Consider the following 19,047-nt stretch of genomic DNA (forward strand, 5'->3'; position numbering starts at 1 on the left):
CCACCCAGCCAAATTGCGAGGAACCTCACATGAACGCCCTTTACATCGGACTTGTCGGCCTTGCGATCGGGATCTTTCGCGCGAAACGTCGCGGTGGTTCGATCGGGGATATGGTGACATGGGGCATCGGCCACGCGCTGGCCTTTGTGATCGTGACGATCGTGGTGCTGATGGCTTACGATTTCGGCAAGTTCTACGTGCTCTGATGTTTTTACGGTTTTTCGACAATCTGCGCACCGCCAAACTGCCCGTATCCCTGCGGGAATACCTCACCTTGATCGAGGCAATGCAGGCCGGCGTTGTGATGTATGATGTCGATGCCTTCTACTATCTGGCTCGCGCGACATTGGTAAAGGATGAGCGGAATATCGACCGCTTTGATCAGGTTTTTGCCCATTCGTTCAAGGGGATGGAGCAGATCACCCTAGACGACATGATCGACCCGCAGGCCCTGCCCGATGAGTGGCTGCGCAAAATGGCCGAAAAACACCTGACGGCTGAGGAAATGGCCGAGGTTGAGGCCGCAGGCGGCTTCGAAGCGCTGATGGAGAAGCTGCGCGAACGGCTGGCCGAACAGGAAAAACGCCATCAGGGTGGCAATAAATGGATCGGCACGGCAGGCACCTCCCCCTTCGGCGCCTATGGCTATAATCCTGAGGGCGTGCGCATCGGCCAAAAGGAATCGCGCCACCAAAAGGCGACCAAGGTCTGGGACAAACGCGAATTCCGCGATTTCGACGATACTCGCGAACTGGGCACCCGTAATATCAAGGTCGCGCTAAAACGCCTGCGCCGTTGGGCACGGGATGGCGCAGCGGAGGAACTCGACCTGCCCGGCACCATCCGCGCCACCGCCGAACACGGCTATATCGACGTGCAAACCCGCCCCGAACGGCGCAACGCCGTCAAGGTACTGCTGTTCCTTGATGTTGGGGGCTCCATGGACCCGCATATCAAGGTGGTGGAGGAACTGTTTTCCGCCGCCCGCACGGAATTCAAACATCTCGAACATTTCTACTTCCACAACTGTTTGTATGAGGGCGTCTGGCGTGACAATTCCCGCCGCTGGACCGAACAAATCCCCACGCATGAGGTCTTGCGTACCTACGGGTCCGATTATCGCTGCATCTTTGTCGGCGATGCCTCGATGTCGCCCTACGAAATCGCCCATCCCGGTGGCGCCAGCGAACATTGGAACCCCGAGGCAGGCCATGTCTGGCTAACCCGCGCCCGCGAACAATGGCCCTCATCCCTATGGATCAATCCGGTCCCCGAACGGCTGTGGGGCTACACCCATTCCATCCGCATGGTTCAGGACCTATTCCCCGACCGCATGGTCCCCATGACATTGGCCGGTCTGGAAAGCGGCATGCGCGAGCTAACCCGCTAACCCCGGCGCCGCTTCATTTTGCCAGCCATATAGCAGCCGCATAGCAGCCACAGCGCAGCCCGCCCAAATCAGCGATAACCGCCGTTGCACTGGGCCGGTTCTGGCGCCACATTCAGCACATGGCCCTATTGATCCCAATCCTGATCGCCGTGATCGGCGGCTTCATCATGATGCACCTGTCCAGTTGGACCAGTGCGCGCAATCTAGGCGCCCAATCCAGCCCCCTGACCGACCCTGCGCTACTGCGCCTAACCGAGCGAATGGCGCGAGAACTAGATGCACCCAACCTCAAGGTTTATGTACAAAACACGCCAGTTATCAACGGCTTGGCCGCGCCGGACGGGCGTATCTTCATCACCCGTGGTTTTATCGAGAAATACCGGCAGGGCCACGTTCAGGCCGAGGAAATCGGCTCCGTCATCGCCCACGAACTGGGCCACGTTGCCCTAGGACACGCCAAACGGCGGATGATTGATTATAGCGGCCAAAACGCGATCCGCGTGGTTCTGATGATGGTCATCGGGCGCTTCGTTCCGTTCATTGGCCCATGGCTGGCCAGCGGCGCCACGCAACTGCTCGCCGCGCGCCTCAGCCGTCGCGATGAATATGAGGCAGACGCCTATGCCGCTGCTTTGCTTACAAAAATCGGGATCGGCATCAGCCCGCAGCGCAGCCTGTTTCGTAAGCTGGATCAGCTTGCAGGCACCGCAAACGGCACACCCGCATGGCTGTTGAGCCACCCCAGGGCCGAGGACCGCATCGCCGCCATCGAAGCCCTCGCCCGTAACTGGAACACACGCCCCTCTATTCGCTGAGCGCCTTACCCAATCGCGGCAGGCCCGCCCGCTTTAACAGCGGCCGCACCACCTGCTCACGCCCCGATATTGCCTGCGTTCGCGCACGAACCTCCTCAACCGGTTCAGCCAGCGATCGCTCAGCATGACAGGCGAGGAAAAACGGATCCGGCCCAATAGCATAAAGGTTTTCCCGCGCCAAAATCCGGTTCGGAAAATCCTTGAGGTTACGGGTCACGATCATATCCGCCTGCCCCTCAATCGCAGCGGACAGCACATGCACATCGTCAGGGTCCGGCAGGTCCAGATCATCGCGCACCGGCGCGGCAACGCAGCCATTCGGGAAACGGTCGCGCAGCAATGCGATTTCCACCCGCGCCTGCGCCCCAACATCCGGCCCGGCCCGCAACGCGGCCCGCGCCCATTCCTCCAGAATACGCTCGGACCATAGCGGCACGAAATCCCCGCGCGCGGCAACCGCCACGAAGATTTCACGTTGGATCGTTGGATATAAAACGCAGGCGTCTAGCAGGACCCGCATCACTCCAGCCGCAGGAACAATGCCTTCAGGTAAGCCGTTTCCGCCAACATCGCATGGGTGGGGTGATCCGGTCCGGCAAAGCCTGTGTGGATCAACTGCGCCACACGTCCGCCCCGCGCTACACCGCGCAGCGATGCGTCGCGGAACTTGGCCAGATCAGCCGCATGGGAACATGAACACAGCACCAGATAGCCACCCGGCTTGACCAAGGCCGCACTCATCCGCGCAACACGCTCATAGGCGCGCAGGCCCTTATCAGCGGTCTGCTTTGTCGGGGCAAAGGCAGGCGGATCACACACGACCAGATCGTAGGTCACGCCCTCCTCAACCATTGCGGTCATCGTGTCGAACGCATCACCGCGACGGGTCGCGAACCGGTCGCTGGCCCCCATTGCGCGCGCGCCTTCCTCGGCCAGTGCCAGCGCAGGGGCAGACCCATCGACAGACAGCGCCGATTTTGCGCCACCAGCCAGCGCCGCCAGCGCAAAGCCACCAACATGGCTAAAGACGTCGAGCACCTCGCCACCCGCGGCCAAGCCAGCCGCAAAGGCATGATTCGCCCGTTGATCCAGAAACAGGCCCGTTTTCTGCCCGCCCAACAGGTCCGCCATATAGGTCGCACCGTTCATTTTCACCGGAATAGGCGCGTCGATCTGACCGGTGGTCACAGCGCTTTCCTCATCCAGCCCGTCCAGCTTACGCGCACGACCTGATGCGTTTTTTACCACGCTGGAAACGCCAGTCACCGCGATGACCGCTGCCTCCAGCTCCGCATACATTGCCTCGGCCCATGCGGCATTTGGCTGGATCACTGCGGCATCGCCGAAACGGTCGATGATAACACCGGGCAGGCCGTCAGCCTCGGCATGGATCAGGCGGTAGAATGGCTCCGCGAACAGGCGCGAGCGGTGCTCAAACGCGAATCGCAATTTGCTTTCCAGCCATGCCGCATCGATCACTGCCTCTGGATCACGGTCCATCAGGCGGGCGGGAATGCGGCTTTCCGAATTGACGGTCACTGTGCCAATGGCGACGCGATCCGCATCCTCCAACGTGGCAAAGGTGCCCGGGGTCAGCGATTTCGAGCGGCGATCCAGCACCAGCTCATCCGCGTAAACCCACGGGAATCCAAAACGAACCGTGCGGGCACGACCTGGGCGCAGGCGTACAACAGGGCGGGCGGTCGACGGGGAGGCGTTTTGATCTGTCATAGTCTGTCGCTATCTGGTTCGTGGCTCAAAGGAAAGTCTGGAAACAAGAAAGGGCCGCCCCATAGGGCGACCCTGTCAGCATCGGCTTGTGGCCGGATTAGGCGGTGCGTGCAACACCAGAAAACAACGAGCGTACCCAGTTTGCAAAAGCAACAGCCATGTCGCGGCTTGCTTCGGCGCGCATGTGGTGGGCGCGCTCAACATATGCATTGATCTCGGCAATAGTCAGATCGCGTTCGGTCATGGTTCTATCCTTGGTCTGCGATACACCGTGATGCGTATCGTTGGAATAAACCTAGGCGCACAATCACATGCTGACAGCAGACAACTCCGCCAGATCGCCATGCGCGAAACGCATGCCTGCCGAATATTACCGCATTTTGAGGTGTTTAAGGTAGCGCCCCTCGATCCCGCGAAAGATCAGAACGATCATCAGCGTCAGCAATCCGTACAGGATCGCCGCGGTATAAAACCCCTCATCCGAGACATAATACCGGCCATTAAACTCACGCGCGGCACCCAGAATATCGGTCAGGGTAATGACGCTAACGATGGCGGAGCCGTGCATCATAAACACAACCTCGTTGCCATATTGCGGGATCGCACGGCGCAGCGCCGAGGGCAGCACCACCAGTGCGTAAACCAGCCAAGTGCGCAGCCCCAGCGCCTGCGCCGCCTCGACCTGCCCCTTGGGCGTCCGCTCAATCGCGCCGCGCACAATCTCCGTCGCATAGGCACCGGAGTTCAGCGAAAACGCGATCAGCGCACACCACCACGGCTCACGCAGATAGCTCCACGCGAAGCTGTCGCGGATAAATTCGAATTGCGACATGCCGTAATACAGCAAGTATAGCTGCACCAGCAGCGGCGTGCCCCGAATGGCATAGACATAGCCGCGGATCAGCGGGCTGGCGATCGGCGTTTTGCGCGTGCGCATAATGGCAAAGGGTACCGCAATGCAGAACCCGATCACCACCGCCAACATGGTGAGTTGTACGGTCAGCCACACCCCCTCAGCGAATAGAGGCCAGCGTTGGATCAGTAGGTCAAAGCGCATCGCAACCCCCTACCGTGCATCGGAGAAGCCACGGTCGAACCGCCGCTCCAACCGGTTAAAGATTTGTTGGCTGACCCATGTGATCAACAGATAGCCAAGGAACGCCGCCAGCAGGAACCAGAAGAATTCCCGCGTAGAACGCCCCGCATCAATCGCCACACCGACCAGATCGCTCAACCCGATGATCGACACCACAGCCGTGGATTTCGTCAGCACCATCCACACATTCATCGTGCCGGGCAGCGCCTGCCGGATGATTTGCGGCAGCGTGACCAGACGCAATGTCTGACGCGGTTTTAGCCCCAGCGCCGTCGCGGCCTCACCCTGTCCACGGTCCACAGCCAATGTTGCGCCACGGAACGTCTCCGTCAGATAGGCGCCATAGATCAGGCCGATGGTGATCGTGCCCGAGATAAAGGGGTTCACGTCGATCCGCTCAAACCCGGCGGAGCGGGTGAACAGGTTCATCAACGCCTGCATTTTGTAATAGAAGATCAGGATCATCACCAGATCGGGCACGCCACGCACCACGACCGTGTAACCCATGACCAGCCAACGCACGGCGCGCCACTTGGACATCTGCCCCCACGCGCCCAGCCCGCCCAATGCGCAGGACAGCACAAAGGCCAGCAACGCCATTGAGACGGTGATGCCAAAGCCGCGCAGCAGCAGCGGAATATATGCGACGAGTTGATCCATCAGGTCACGAATGGGGCGACACTGCCGCCCCACCCAATCACGTCAATTCAGGCTTCAGGAACCGCCATAAACGTCAAAGTCGAAATACTGCGACGCAATTTCATCATACTGGCCGCTCTCGCGGATCGCAGCGATGGCTGCGGTGAACTGGTCGCGCAGCTCTGTGTCGGACTGACGAACGCCAACGCCAACGCCCTCACCGTGATATTCAGGGATCGAGTATCCAGCGCCGAAAAATGCGTAACCCGCACCGTCCTCAGTTTGCAGGAAGCCCTCATCCATGGTGATGGAATCAGCCATGATCGCGTCGATTCGGCCCGAAACCAGATCCAGATAGGTGTCGTCCTGCGAGGCGTACAAGCGCAGCTCTACGTCAGGATACTCACCTTCCATGAAGTTCTGGTGGATCGTGCCACGCTGAACGCCAACCGTCGCATCGGCCAGTGTTTCGACGCTGTCATCCGCAAATGCACCCTCAGCCGCGAGGAAGATCGCAGGCGTGCTGTAATATTTCGCGGAGAAGTCGATGACCTGCATCCGCTCCTCGGTGATGGACATGGAGGCGATGATCGCGTCGCACTTATCTTCCTGCAAGGCAGGGATGATGCCGTCCCAATCGGTTTTCACCATGGTGCAGCTTGCGCCCATCGCGTCACACATGGCGTTCGCCATATCGATATCGAAACCGGTGACGGAACCGTCAGCCTCGGTTTGCGAGAATGGAGGGTATGCGCCCTCGACACAGATATCCAGATCCTGCGCGGCAGCAGCGCCAGCGGTCAGAGTGGCCAATGCCACAGCAATGATTTTTTTCATTATCGAAGTCCCTATTGGTCTCATTTCTGCCGACAAACATCATGCAGCAGGCGGGGGGCGTCAAGCCGAAGCGACCACCGCCCCCATCTGCTTAACGTCGCGGCGTGGCGAAATACCCGACAGCACTGCCCGATTGCGATGCTGTGCTCAGCCATTCGAATACAAAACCGGCGACGGAGCGGAAACAGACCAGTTCCGCACTATCCGCGCCGGTCATCCAGAATGCGACCGCAACCTGCCCCAAACGACTGCGCCGGATGTCGCCCTGCGCGAACTGATCGGGGGCCAAATCAACGGGCGCACCCTTTGCCAGAACCTCACGCACGACATCCCCATGCAGGCGGATAACCGCACGCGCGTCGGATAGAACCGACACCATGCTGTGCACATCACCCAATGCATCGACCAGTCGTGCAGCAACAGTTGGTGCATCGCCATAGGCGCAGAACAGCATCAGCTCATCCGCGCTCATCCATGCCAAGCCATCCGTCGCATCGCCGGACATTTTGCGCGTGGCGGGCACGGGGTGGCCCGTAACCTCAGCCACGGCGGCGCATAGGGCCGGATCGGTCAAGCTGCCGCGAATGGCGATCATGCCCACCAGACCCGCATCGGTAACGGTAATATCGCCGCTGAAATGTGCGCCTTGCAGCGCTGTGCGTGGCTCAAACATCCTGGCGCTCCCCTGCTTTGTCGTAGAAGACCGGATCGACCACCGTCGCCCGTATCACGGAATCCTTGCCCACCGGAAATTCCAGCACCTCACCCATGCGACCAGCCCCGCCATCAATCAACGCCATCGCGATAGAGCGTTCCATCGTCGGGCTGAAATAGGTCGAGGTGACATGGCCAATGGTTTTCGGATCGCCATATTCATTGACACCCGCAACTGCGTGGGCACCGTCCGGCAGAACCGTTGCCGGATCTTCCGTGGCCAAGCCGACCAACTGCTTGCGATCCGCACGGATCATATCGGGGCGCTGCAATGCGCGCTTGCCGATAAAGTCCTCTTTCTTTTTCGACACGGCCCAGCCCAGCGCCAGATCATGCGGAGTGACGGTTCCGTCCGTCTCATCCCCGATCATGATAAAGCCCTTTTCGGCCCGCATCACATGCAAAGCCTCGGTGCCGTAGGGCATCACGCCCAGCGCAGCACCCTTTTCCAGCAACATATCCCAGAACGCACGACCGTATGAGGCAGGCACCCCGATCTCATAGCTCAGCTCGCCCGAGAACGAGATGCGGAAAACCCGCGCCGGAATACCGCCCAGCTCACCCTCGGCATAGCCCATGAAGCTCAACGCCTCCTTGGACACATCCATCCCGCCGAGGCTCTCCAGCAATTGCCGCGCCTTGGGACCAACGACGGCTACCTGCGCGAATTGCTCCGTCACGTTGCTGGTAAAGACCTCCAGATCCCACCATTCCGTTTGCAGCCATTCCTCCATCCACGCATGAACACCATCCGACCCGCCGGACGTGGTGTGGCATAGGAAGCTATCCTCGGACAGCCGCACCACAACACCGTCATCGAACAGGAACCCGTTTTCCGTACACATCAGGCCATAGCGACAGCGGCCCGGTTTCAGGCTGGACATCATATTGGTGTAGATCAGGTCGAGGAACTTTGCCGCGTCCGGTCCCTTCACCAGGATTTTGCCCAAGGTGGATGCATCCAGCAGGCCAACATTGGTCCGCGTGTTGCGAATCTCGCGGTGAACGGCCTGCTCCGTCGTTTCCCCCGCGCGGCGATAGGTATAGGGGCGGCGCCAATCGGCAACCGGCTCCCAGACCGCATCGTTTTCATCGTGCCAGCCATCAATCGGGGATTTGCGCGTGGGCTTAAAGATCGCGCCCCGCGCCTCCCCCGCAATCGCTCCCATCGAAATCGGCGTATAGGGCGGACGGAAGGTCGTGGTGCCCACCTGCGGGATCGTCGTGCCTAGGCTATCAGCCAGCACGGCCAGACCGTTAATGTTGCTCAGCTTACCCTGATCCGTCGCCATGCCCAGCGTAGTATAGCGTTTGGCGTGCTCGACGCTCTCGAACCCCTCCTGCGCGGCCAGTTGAACGTCGGATACCTTCACATCGTTCTGGAAATCGAGGAACGCCTTTGAGCGCAGCTTGTAGGACGCGCCCGCAGGCATCATCCAGACCGGTTGCACCGGTTCCTCCGGCTCCGCCATTGCGGTGGGAGCGTCGCCTTCGGACGGGATGAACCCGACCTCAGCCGCCGCGCGGCGACCCGCCGCCGCCGCATCCTGCATCGCATCGCCAGAGAGCAACGCACCCGATGCGCTGCCCGCAGTGATCACATATCCCGCACCGTTATGATCGGTGGGCGGGCGGCTGGCATCGGGGCGGAAATGCGCCTGATCGACATCCCAGACCAGCTTGCCCCCGCAATGGGACCACAGGTGCACAACGGGCGACCACCCGCCGGACATCGCCACCGCATCACAGGGGATCGTCTCCAGCACAGTCCCCTCACCAGCCTGCGAGCAAATCTCAACCGCTTCAACTTTTTTGCCACCCTTGACCGAGGCAACACCCTTGCCCACCTCGACCCGAATACCCAGATCACGCGCCTGTCGTGGCAACGGCCCGATGGCGGCATCCCGTGCATCAAGGATAACCGGAACTTCCAACCCTGCCAGTTTCAGCGCGATTGCCGTGCGATAGGCGTCATCATTATTCGTGACAACAACCGTGCGATCCCCCGGCGTCACGCCGTACAGCGTCACATAATCGCGCAACGCCGCGGCCAGCATGACCCCGGGCACATCATTGCCCGCAAAGGAAAGCGGCCGCTCAATCGCGCCGGTCGCTGTTACAATCCGGTCGGTGCGAATGCGCCACAGCCGGTGCCGTGGGCCAGTCGCATTTTCCAGATGATCCGTCAGACGCTCATAGCCGGTGACGTAGCCATGATCGTAGACGCCTGCGCCCATCATGCGGGTGCGGATGGTGACGTTATCCATGCCCTGCAATTCAGCCACAGCCGCAGCCAGCCAGATATCCGAGGGCTGGCCGTCAATCTCCACCTCATCGCTCAGCAAACGTCCGCCCAGATGCGCGGTCTGTTCCAACAGCAACACACGCGCACCGGCGCGACCAGCCTCCAGCGCGGCCTGCAATCCGGCCATGCCGCCGCCGACAACCAGCACATCGACATACGCGTAGAAATACTCGTACCGATCCGCATCCGGCTGCGTCGGGGCCTTGCCCAGGCCTGCTGCCTTTCGGATCACCGGCTCGAACACGTGTTTCCACGCGGAACGCGGCGCCATGAAGGTCTTGTAGTAAAAACCGGCAGGGAAAAAGCGCGACATCGCGGCGTTCAACGCGCCAACATCCATATCCAAGCTGGGCCAATGGTTCTGGCTGGTCGCGGCCAACCCGTCATGCAACTCGGCCACGGTGGCGCGCTGGTTCGGCTCAAAATGCGCGCCCTGACCCAAGCCCATCAGCGCGTTCGGTTCCTCAGACCCCGCCCCGACCGGCCCACGAGGGCGGTGATATTTGAACGAACGCCCCATCAGCACCTGACCACTGCCCAGCAGCGCCGAGGCCAACGTGTCCCCCGGATGGCCTGTCAGTCGCTGTCCATTAAAGGTGAAGCCGATTTTGCGGCTGCGGTCGATCAGGCGACCGCCGGATTGGATACGGGTGCTCATTGCGCAGGCTCCCAATCGGGACGGCGCGCCTTGATGGCGCTTTGAATATGGTCAGGCACGGTCGAGGTTTGTGCGGTATAGCTGCCAAATACCTCAAGCGTCTGGGTACAGCGCGCAACGTGGAACCACTTGCCGCAGCCATATTGATGGCGCCAGCGTTCGAAATGCACACCACGCGGGTTTTGCCGTTGGAACAGATAGTCGCGAAAATCCTCATCGGTGGACCCGGGGCCAAACCGTTTCAGATGGGCCTCACCACCGGCGTGAAACTCGGTTTCCTCGCCGGTTGCACCGCAAACAGGACAGGTCAGTCGAAGCATGTGTTGCCCCCAGAATTGGATTTTCCGCAGAAATTTGAATGCAAGGTCACGAAAGCCATCAGTGCGCCACCGCGGCTGCGACGCTCTCGTCAATCATGCGCCCTTGGGTAAAGCGATCCAGCGCGAAGGGCGCGGCCAGCGCACGTGGCGCGCCATCTGCCAACATCTCCGCCGTGGCCCAGCCCGATCCGGGGATCGCCTTGAACCCGCCGGTGCCCCAGCCGCAATTGATGAACACGCCCGGAACCGGGGTCGTGCCAATAATAGGCGAGCGGTCACCGGTCATATCCACGATCCCCCCCCAATGCCGCAGCATCTTTAGCCGCGATACCATGGGGAAGGTTTCGATCAGCGCCCGCACCGTTTCCTCCAGATGGTGGAAAGAGCCGCGTTGCGTGTAGTTGTTGAAACTGTCCGCGCCGCCGCCGATGACCATCTCACCCTTGTCAGATTGGCTCATATATCCGTGCACGGTGTTTGCCATCACCACGCAATCCAGCGCCGGTTTAATCGGTTCAGATACCAATGCTTGCAATGCCACCGATTCCACCGGCAGCTTGAACCCTGCCATATCGGCCAGCACGCCGGAATTACCAGCCACGACGATGCACAGCTTTTTCGTACGGATCGCACCCTTGGTCGTCTGAATACCGGTCACACCGCTCGCGTCACGGTCGACGCCGATGACTTCGCATTGCTGGATGATGTCCACGCCCATATTGCTGGCGGCACGGGCATAGCCCCACGCAACAGCGTCATGACGCGCCGACCCACCACGCGCCTGCCACAGTCCACCCAGAACCGGATAGCGCGGGCCGGCGGTCTGGATAATCGGGATCATCTCCTGAATTTGCTGGGGGGTGACCATCTCGCTCTCGATCCCGGCGATCCGGTTCGCATGGGCCGTGCGTTTCCATGCGCGCAATTCATGCTCGGTCTGGGCCAGCATCATCACGCCACGGGGCGAGAACATGATGTTATAGTTCAGATCCTGGCTCAGATCCTCGTACAGTCCGCGCGACTTCTCGAAAATCGCCATGGAGGACGGTTGCAGGTAATTCGAGCGGATGATCGTCGTGTTTCGCCCCGTATTCCCACCGCCCAGCCAGCCCTTTTCGACGACAGCAACATTGGTGATGCCGTGATTTTTCGCCAGATAATAGGCCGTGGCCAACCCGTGACCGCCCGCACCCACGATCACAACATCATATTCCGCCTTTGGCTGGGGGGATCGCCACGCGCGCTCCCATCCGGTGTGATGGCGAAAGGCCTCACGGGCGATAGCGAAGGCCGAATAGCGTTTCATGATGGTATCCCCCGGGGCGCGGTACAGACTGACCCCAGCGTGATGCCAAAGATGGGGTACGTTCAACCTCGAAAATGCGCCTGATTACGTTCCATTCACGACGAAGTGCCGCGTCGCATTCGCACATTGCGGTACGCTACAACGCGCTTTACCTGTGACACGTCTAAATTCGAGGATTTGAAATGAGCTTCTTGCTGATCTGCATCGTAAGCGGACTTTTGGTGGCAAGCTTGCTGTTGCGCCCGCTTTTGCGCACGTCATCGGCCCCTGCGGAACAAAATGCCGACCTGTCCGTGTACCGAGATCAACTGGCCACGCTGGACGCCGAAATCGCCCGTGGCGCGATTGATGCGGCTGAGGCAGAAACAACCCGTCTGGAATTATCCCGCCGCCTGCTGGCCGCCGATGCAGCGACCGCGCAACAACAGGGCACGGCACCGACGGGCGCAAACCGGCTGGCCATTGCGGCAACGCTGCTGGTGGTGCTGGTTGGCGGCGCAGCTGGCTATCTAATGCTTGGCTCGTTCGGACGGCCCGATGCCCCCCTCGCCCCGCGCATTGCACAGGCAGAGGCCATGCGCCGCCCGCCCCAGTCCGTGGTTGAGGCGATGTTCGCCGCCCAATCGCCCGCCCCCGAATTGTCCACCCGCGATGAGGAACTGATCACACAGCTCGCCGGCATTGTCGCCTCGCGCCCCGATGACCTAGAGGGCCGCCGCCTGCTGGCCCGCAGCTATATGCAGCTTGGCCGGTTTTTGGAGGGCAAGCAGATCCAGACCGAACTGGTCGAACGCGCCGGCGCCGATGCCGATGTCGCGGATATCGCAGCTCTGGCCGAATATATGATCGTGGCGGCTGGCGGCTATATCTCGCCCGAGGCTGAGGAGGTCGTGAACCGCACCCTCGCCCTATCGCCCGATGATCCGTGGAGCCTGTATTACCTCGCCCGTATCCGCGCCCAAGCCGATGACACCCAAACCGCGATCGAGATGTACACCACCTTGGCCGACGATCCCGCGACGCCGCAGGACCTGCTGGGCGCAATCCGCATTGATCTGGCCGAACTGACCGTCACCACAGGCAGCACCGACGATCAGCGCGAATTGGTTGAGGGGATGGTCAGCGGCCTCGCCCAACGCCTCGCCACACAGGGCGGCACTGTTGAGGAATGGGACCGACTGATCCGCGCCTATGACGTGCTGGGCCGGACCGAGGATGCAGACGCAATCCACGCCGAGGCACTGGAAACCTTCGCAAATGATCCCGACGCAATCGCATTACTGGGGGACCGACCATGAGCGTTATTGAACAGCCCGAGGATATGGCCGCCGCGCTACCCCGTATCGGTGCGCTGCTCGGCCTTGATCTGGGCACCAAAACCATCGGCGTAGCCCTGTCCGACCAACTCCGCACCGTGGCCAGCCCGCAAATGACTGTGCGCCGGATCAAGTTTGGAAAGGACGCGCAGGCCCTGATCGACTTCATCACCGCCCGCGAACCGGTCGGCATCATTCTGGGCCTGCCCCGCAATATGGACGGGTCCGAGGGGCCGCGCGCCCAATCCACACGGGCCTTTGCTCGCAATCTCGCACCGCTAACGCCCCTGCCTATCACCTTCTGGGATGAGCGCCTGTCCACCGTCGCGGCGGAACGTGCATTGCTGGAGGCAGATACCTCCCGCGCCAAACGGGCCGAGAAGATCGACAACATCGCCGCTTCCTATATTTTGCAGGGGTTCCTCGACCGCCTGCGCCATTTGGAACGCCCCGATGGATGAGGTCTGGCGGCGCGACGAAATCGAAAGCCCTTGCATCAAGCTATGCGTGATCGATCCCGCAACCCGTCACTGCATGGGGTGCCACCGCACGATTGACGAAATCGGCGACTGGTCTCGCATGACTCCGCAGGCCCGCACCGATATTATGGCGCAACTTCCCGAACGCGCCGCCGCGGCAAAGCCAAAGCGGCGTGGCGGTCGGGCCGGAAGAAGTACCTAAAATTAACCCTATGTTATAAAAGTGCTTTCACGAGTAGAGTTGTAGATCACTACACCGTGACTGATTCGTATTCGGAGTGTATTGAGTAACCATGTTCTGGCCGATGACGCTGATCTTTGCTGTTCTGTTCAGCGCCCTTGCTTTGACCGGCACATTGGATGCGTTGTCCCCTGTGACGCAATTTGTTATCGCGATCTGCATCTGCACCTGCGCGGCCTGCATGGCGATCACACGCGGATATATCCGCAACGGTCAGATTCAAATCCTGCCGGTTGTCTGGGCGTGCAGCGCAATCGTGCTGATCGGCGCCTACAGCTTTCGCGAACAGGGCCACCTGCTGGCCCTGTCCATGCTGGAACAACCCGTCACCGAACCGGTCAGCACCCCGCGCCTGAACCCAGAGGTCATGTTGATGCGCGCATGGGACGGTCATTTCCGTGCCGTAGCCGATGTAAACGACGTGCCTGTTGGCCTGCTGATTGATACCGGCGCATCGCTGGTTTTGCTGCGCTATGACGATGCCCGGCGGATTGGTATGCGCGACTATCAGCTGGACTACACCATGGCTGTGACCACCGCGAATGGCCGCTCCTTTGTTGCGCCCGTCACCTTTGACGAAATCCGCATCGGCGGCGTTGTCATCCGCGATGTGGAGGGCGCAGTCGCCCGCCCCGATCAGTTGCATTCCAGCCTGCTTGGCATGTCGTTCATCGAACGCCTGACCGAGGCATCAATCCGCAACGACCGGATCATCCTACGCAATTAGGCGTCAAATTCCCGACCATTTTACTGCGCAGCCACAGAGCAGCCGGAAAGCAGCCACTTTCCAGCCAGCGGTTTTCACGCCCTAGGGTCGCCCCGCTGCCGGTCCACGATAACGCACCAGCGCCTCCTCCGACACGTCGGTTTCATCAACAACGCCCAGCAAGATTCCACGCCGCCCCGACTTACCCCGTCGTGCATCAATATCCGCATCCGACATCGTCGTGCGCTGCGACATACGGCGCGACCACTTGGCCAAACGTTCATACATTTCAGATAGAACCGGCGCATATACTGGGTCCGTGGCCAGATCATTCACCTCATCCGGATCGGCCTGTAAATCAAACAACATCGGGCGCAATCCGCCCTCCGCATGCATGAATTTCCATCGCTCGGTTGTGACCATAAACAGTCGGCAATCCCGCGCGGCCAGGCCCAAGGTTTGCGCATGCGGTTGCGAGCTGTAATCATATTCGCTAATCGCGAATTCACGCCAGTTATCAGGGACTTGCCCCTGCAACCAAGGTAGCAGGGAGCGCCCCTCAAGGATATGATCCGGCACCTCACCCCCCGCAAATTCAACGAAGGTCGCGGCCAAATCGATGCTTTCCACCAGTGCGTTGCACACCGTTCCACGAGTCGAATCCGCCTCGGCGCGCGGGTCATAAATAATCATCGGAACCTTGACCGAGGGTTCGTGAAACAAGTCCTTTTCGCCCAGCCAATGATCCCCCAAATAATCGCCATGATCCGCCGTCAGCACAATCATCGTGCTGTCCAACTGGTCGGAATCCTCTAGGTAATCCAGTAGCTTACCCAACTGATCATCGCATTGCTTAATCAGGCCCATATAGGCGGGAATAACAACATCACGCACGTCATCCCGCTGAAAAGCCTTACCAATACGACCGTTCATAAAGGCATCAAACACCGGATGCGGGTCGTCCTTCTCCGCCTCGTCCCGCACGGCGGGCAGCACATGTTCAGGGCCGTACATATCGTGATAGGGCGCAGGCACAATATAGGGCCAGTGCGGTTTGATATAGCTGACATGGGCCAGCCACGGCGTGTCCTGACCACGCTTTTCCTCAATAAAATCAATGGTTCGATCTGTTAACCACGGTGTCTCGCTGTGCTCCTCATGCACGTTTGCAGGCTTACCCGCATGACGCATCAGGAAGCCGGAGGCCGTCTGCCCCTCCTCATCCACACCGGAATTTGCATTGTGGTGCCACGGGTTTTCAGCCTCGTAACCTTTTGATTTCAGGTACTCATTATAGGGCGAACGTCGCTGGTCATAGAACCCGTCCGGCCCCTCGCCCCACAGCCCGTCATCGCGGATCCAGACATCGAACCCGCATTCGGAAACCCGGGCCCCGATCATAGAATCCGCAGCGATGCCAAGGCGTTGCATCCCCTTCACATCCGCCGTCATGTGGGTTTTGCCAATCAACCATGACTGCATCCCCGCATCGCGCAGGTGATCACCCAGCGTCAATTCCCCTACTTTTAACGGATACCCGTTCCACGTCGCCCCGTGCGAGGACGTGTAGCGCCCTGTGTAAAAGCTCATCCGGCTGGCACCACAGACCGGCGATTGCACATAGGCGCGATCAAATCGCACGCCCATGGCGGCCACGCGGTCAAAGTTCGGGGTGTGTAGGTGGGGGTGGCCAGCGCAGCTCAGATAATCGAACCGCAGCTGGTCATACATAATAAACAGGATATTCAAGGGGCGCTCCCGGCAAAGTCACGGCCCGAGGGCCGCGTACAGTTCGCCACAGAGAACGCCCCGATGTCGAGGGGTTTTCCCCTTAGGCGTTCCACGCCCGATCGCCGTTCGCATCCTTAACACGGGTCGGCAGGCCGATCTGGTCAAGGATGCTGAAGAATGGCTTGGGGTCCATTTCCTCAACGTTTTTCATGGTCTTAGCGTCCCACTCACCCGTCGCGACCAGCATCGCGGCGGCCACTGGCGGCACGCCTGCGGTGTAGGAAATGCCCTGTGAGCCGACCTCCAGATAGGCTTCCTTATGATCGGCGACGTTGTAGACGAACACCTCAACCGGTGCGCCGTCCTTGATCCCCTTAACCACGTCACCGATGCAGGTTTTACCCGTGTAATCAGGCGCCAGCGAGGACGGATCGGGCAGGCAAGCCTTGACCACCTTCAACGGCACAACCTCACCCCCATCGGCCAGCTTTACTGGCTGTTCGGACAGCAGGCCAAGGTTTTGCAGTACGGTGAAGACGTTGATGTAATGCTCACCAAAGCCCATCCAGAACCGCACATCCGCCTGCGGATAGTTCGCGGACAGCGAATGCACCTCATCATGGCCAGACATATAGGCGCGCTGCGTGCCGACGACGGGCAGGTCCCAATCGTGGCCCACTTCGAACATCGCGTTTTCCTGCCATGCGCCGTTTTGCCACGAGTAAACCGTGCCGGTGAATTCGCGGAAGTTGATTTCAGGATCGAAATTTGTCGCGAAGTATTTGCCATGCGAACCAGCGTTAATATCCACGATGTCGATGGAGGTCACTTCGTCCATGAACTCATCAATCGCAAAGCGGGCAAAGGCGTTCACAACGCCCGGATCAAAGCCCGCGCCGAGGATCGCGGTGATCCCCTTTTCCGCGCATAAGCCCCGCTTCTTCCACTCATAATTCGCGTACCATGGCGGCGTTTCGCAAATCTTGTCCTGCTCCTCATGGATCGCGGTATCGATATAGGCGACGCCGGTTTCGATGCAGGCATCCAGAACGGTCATGTTAACGAAAGCGGAGCCGACATTGATGACGATCTGCACACCCGTTTCACGGATCAGCGCGGCAACAGCGGGGGTGTCCATCGCATCAACCTGATGCGCGGTCAGAACGCCCGCGACCTTCATCGCGTTCTTTTCATGAACAGTTTCAATGATCGCGTCACATTTGGACAAAGTGCGGCTGGCGATATGAATATCCCCCAGCACGTCGTTATTTTGTGCGCATTTATGCGCCACGACCTGAGCCACACCACCGGCGCCGATAATCAAAACGTTCTTTTTCAAACCATTAGTCCTCATATTTGCATGCGCCAATGGCGCTTCTTTCTTTACGATAGTGCGGCGGTGAAATCGTCAAATGTGAAATCTCTCACCAACCGCTGTGTTCCGTCCAATTCGCGGATCGCGATGGAGGGCATCTGCACACCGTTAAACCAGTTCTTTTTGACCATTGTGTAACCAGCGGCGTCCTGAATGCTGATCCGGTCACCGGCTTTCAGCGGGTTTTCGAACCGGAACTCACCAAAGATATCACCGGCAAGGCAGGATTTACCGCAGATCATCCATTCCTCGGGCCCTGTATCGGGCGTTACCTTGGCGTTTTCGCGATAGATCAGCAGGTCCAGCATGTGCGCCTCGATCGAGCTGTCGACGATGGCGAGGTTTTTGCCGTTATGCAGCGTATCCAGCACGGTCAGTTCCAGCGTGGTGGAATTGGTGATCGCCGCCTCACCCGGCTCCAGATAGACCTGAATCTCGTTCTCACCAGCGAACCGTTTCAAGCGCTCTGCCAGCCGGTCCAGTGGGTAATCCTGCCCTGTAAAGTGGATACCACCGCCAAGGCTAACCCAATTCATACGCTTGATAAGATGGCCGAAACGCGCCTCGATATCGTTCAGCATCGCGTCGAAACGGTCGAAATCGGCGTTCTCGCAATTGTTGTGGAACATGAACCCGCTGAGCTGATCGACGAACGGTTCAATCACCGCCGGATCATGTTCACCCAAGCGGCTAAAGGGTCGCGCCGGATCGGCGAGGTCGAAGCTGGACGTGGAGACACCGGGATTGACCCGCAGGCCGCGCACATGGTTACGCGATTGCTGCTCGAAGCGGCTCAACTGACCTGTGGTGTTGAAAATCACCTTGTCTGAATTGACCAGAACCTCCGCAATTTCATGATCGGCCCATGCCACGGAATAGGCATGGGTTTCACCGGGGAACTTTTCGCGACCCAGCTTTACCTCGAACAGCGAGCTGGAGGTCGTGCCGTCCATATAGTCCGACATGAAATCGAAAACCGACCATGTCGCGAAACATTTCAGGGCCAACAATGCCTTGGCACCCGATTGCTGACGCAGCTTGGTAATAAGCTCCATGTTTTTAAGGAGTTGGGATTTGTCGATCAGGTAATATGGCGTCTGCATCCGGCACGGTGTCCTGCAATGAAAAGGCTTCATAGGAACGCGCGGTATAGATTCGCCCGCCTGCCAAAACAAGCCTTGCGCTGTGTAATATGAGGAATATGGTCAACACCGCTGACCCTTATGGGCGAAATAACCCTCACCACGATGCGCAATGGGCGCCAGCACTACTCATAATGGTTCAGTTGTATACAAATGGTTAGAACATTGCGTCTAAAAAATCGCTTACTGATTAATAACCAAGGAAAAATCCTCGATATGAGGAAATATCGAAATACTCTAACGTTA

20 protein-coding genes are annotated in these 19,047 nt (G+C 59.4%); 7 read left to right on the top strand and 13 right to left on the bottom strand.

What is annotated here, in order from left to right; all coding sequences use genetic code 11:
• Positions 1–29 precede the first annotated feature (29 nt).
• The 3 genes from CR254_RS17980 (at position 30) to CR254_RS01190 (ending at position 2,205) form a co-directional block, all read left to right on the top strand.
• On the top strand, positions 30–206 hold the full coding sequence (locus CR254_RS17980; RefSeq protein WP_097927974.1) for a hypothetical protein: 177 nt from the start codon (positions 30–32) through the stop codon (positions 204–206).
• The gene (locus tag CR254_RS01185; protein ID WP_097927975.1) at positions 206–1,390 is read left to right on the top strand and encodes a vWA domain-containing protein; all 1,185 of its coding nucleotides are present in this window, start codon (positions 206–208) and stop codon (positions 1,388–1,390) included. The genes CR254_RS17980 and CR254_RS01185 overlap by 1 nt, the downstream gene beginning before the upstream one ends.
• A 119-nt stretch (positions 1,391–1,509) precedes the next feature.
• Positions 1,510–2,205: a M48 family metalloprotease gene (locus CR254_RS01190; protein WP_097927976.1), complete on the top strand. Its 696-nt coding sequence runs from the start codon at positions 1,510–1,512 to the stop codon at positions 2,203–2,205.
• Here CR254_RS01190 and CR254_RS01195 read toward each other — a convergent pair.
• The 10 genes from CR254_RS01195 to CR254_RS01235 form a co-directional block, all read right to left on the bottom strand.
• Positions 2,195–2,725 carry an RSP_2648 family PIN domain-containing protein gene (locus CR254_RS01195; RefSeq protein ID WP_097927977.1) on the bottom strand — a complete coding sequence of 177 codons (531 nt, stop codon included), beginning with the start codon at positions 2,723–2,725 and terminating at the stop codon, positions 2,195–2,197. The genes CR254_RS01190 and CR254_RS01195 overlap by 11 nt on opposite strands.
• On the bottom strand, positions 2,725–3,936 hold the full coding sequence (locus tag CR254_RS01200; protein WP_097927978.1) for an RSP_2647 family RNA methyltransferase: 1,212 nt from the start codon (positions 3,934–3,936) through the stop codon (positions 2,725–2,727). Before CR254_RS01200 ends, CR254_RS01195 begins: the two co-directional genes overlap by 1 nt.
• 97 nt (positions 3,937–4,033) lie before the next feature.
• Positions 4,034–4,180 (bottom strand): RSP_7527 family protein, encoded by a 147-nt coding sequence (locus CR254_RS17985; protein WP_180955849.1) that lies wholly within the window; start codon positions 4,178–4,180, stop codon positions 4,034–4,036.
• Between the two features lie 126 nt (positions 4,181–4,306).
• On the bottom strand, positions 4,307–4,993 hold the full coding sequence (locus CR254_RS01205; protein ID WP_097927979.1) for an ABC transporter permease: 687 nt from the start codon (positions 4,991–4,993) through the stop codon (positions 4,307–4,309).
• Positions 4,994–5,002: 9 nt separating this feature from the next.
• A complete protein-coding gene (locus CR254_RS01210; RefSeq protein ID WP_097927980.1) occupies positions 5,003–5,692 on the bottom strand; it encodes an ABC transporter permease in 690 nt (229 codons plus the stop codon).
• Positions 5,693–5,746: 54 nt separating this feature from the next.
• On the bottom strand, positions 5,747–6,508 hold the full coding sequence (locus CR254_RS01215; protein ID WP_097927981.1) for a transporter substrate-binding domain-containing protein: 762 nt from the start codon (positions 6,506–6,508) through the stop codon (positions 5,747–5,749).
• A 91-nt stretch (positions 6,509–6,599) separates the two neighbouring features.
• Complete coding sequence (locus CR254_RS01220; protein WP_097927982.1) at positions 6,600–7,181, bottom strand: sarcosine oxidase subunit gamma; 582 nt, start codon at positions 7,179–7,181, stop codon at positions 6,600–6,602.
• Positions 7,174–10,185 (bottom strand): sarcosine oxidase subunit alpha family protein, encoded by a 3,012-nt coding sequence (locus CR254_RS01225; RefSeq protein ID WP_097927983.1) that lies wholly within the window; start codon positions 10,183–10,185, stop codon positions 7,174–7,176. Before CR254_RS01225 ends, CR254_RS01220 begins: the two co-directional genes overlap by 8 nt.
• Complete coding sequence (locus CR254_RS01230; RefSeq protein ID WP_097927984.1) at positions 10,182–10,505, bottom strand: sarcosine oxidase subunit delta; 324 nt, start codon at positions 10,503–10,505, stop codon at positions 10,182–10,184. The genes CR254_RS01225 and CR254_RS01230 overlap by 4 nt, the downstream gene beginning before the upstream one ends.
• Before the next feature lie 58 nt (positions 10,506–10,563).
• Positions 10,564–11,811, bottom strand: a complete 1,248-nt coding sequence (locus CR254_RS01235; RefSeq protein ID WP_097927985.1) for a sarcosine oxidase subunit beta family protein — start codon at positions 11,809–11,811, stop codon at positions 10,564–10,566.
• Positions 11,812–11,993: 182 nt separating this feature from the next.
• Between CR254_RS01235 and ccmI the strand changes: the two genes are divergently transcribed.
• From ccmI to CR254_RS01255, 4 genes are all read left to right on the top strand, one after another.
• A complete protein-coding gene (ccmI, locus tag CR254_RS01240; protein ID WP_097927986.1) occupies positions 11,994–13,109 on the top strand; it encodes a c-type cytochrome biogenesis protein CcmI in 1,116 nt (371 codons plus the stop codon).
• On the top strand, positions 13,106–13,588 hold the full coding sequence (gene ruvX / locus CR254_RS01245) for a Holliday junction resolvase RuvX (RefSeq protein WP_097927987.1): 483 nt from the start codon (positions 13,106–13,108) through the stop codon (positions 13,586–13,588). Before ccmI ends, ruvX begins: the two co-directional genes overlap by 4 nt.
• The gene (locus CR254_RS01250) at positions 13,581–13,808 is read left to right on the top strand and encodes a DUF1289 domain-containing protein (protein WP_097927988.1); all 228 of its coding nucleotides are present in this window, start codon (positions 13,581–13,583) and stop codon (positions 13,806–13,808) included. The genes ruvX and CR254_RS01250 overlap by 8 nt, the downstream gene beginning before the upstream one ends.
• Before the next feature lie 91 nt (positions 13,809–13,899).
• Positions 13,900–14,574 (top strand): retropepsin-like aspartic protease family protein, encoded by a 675-nt coding sequence (locus CR254_RS01255; protein ID WP_097927989.1) that lies wholly within the window; start codon positions 13,900–13,902, stop codon positions 14,572–14,574.
• An 81-nt stretch (positions 14,575–14,655) separates the two neighbouring features.
• Here CR254_RS01255 and CR254_RS01260 read toward each other — a convergent pair whose 3' ends face one another.
• The 3 genes from CR254_RS01260 to CR254_RS01270 form a co-directional block, all read right to left on the bottom strand.
• On the bottom strand, positions 14,656–16,302 hold the full coding sequence (locus CR254_RS01260) for a sulfatase-like hydrolase/transferase (protein WP_097927990.1): 1,647 nt from the start codon (positions 16,300–16,302) through the stop codon (positions 14,656–14,658).
• Positions 16,303–16,384: 82 nt separating this feature from the next.
• Entirely contained in the window at positions 16,385–17,623 is a 1,239-nt protein-coding gene (locus CR254_RS01265) for a saccharopine dehydrogenase family protein (RefSeq protein WP_097927991.1), read from the bottom strand.
• A gap of 44 nt (positions 17,624–17,667) precedes the next feature.
• A complete protein-coding gene (locus CR254_RS01270) occupies positions 17,668–18,762 on the bottom strand; it encodes a carboxynorspermidine decarboxylase (protein ID WP_097927992.1) in 1,095 nt (364 codons plus the stop codon).
• Positions 18,763–19,047 lie beyond the last annotated feature (285 nt).

Origin of the sequence: Pontivivens marinum (assembly GCF_900231835.1) — a bacterium.
Taxonomy (GTDB): Bacteria; Pseudomonadota; Alphaproteobacteria; order Rhodobacterales; family Rhodobacteraceae; genus Pontivivens; species Pontivivens marinum.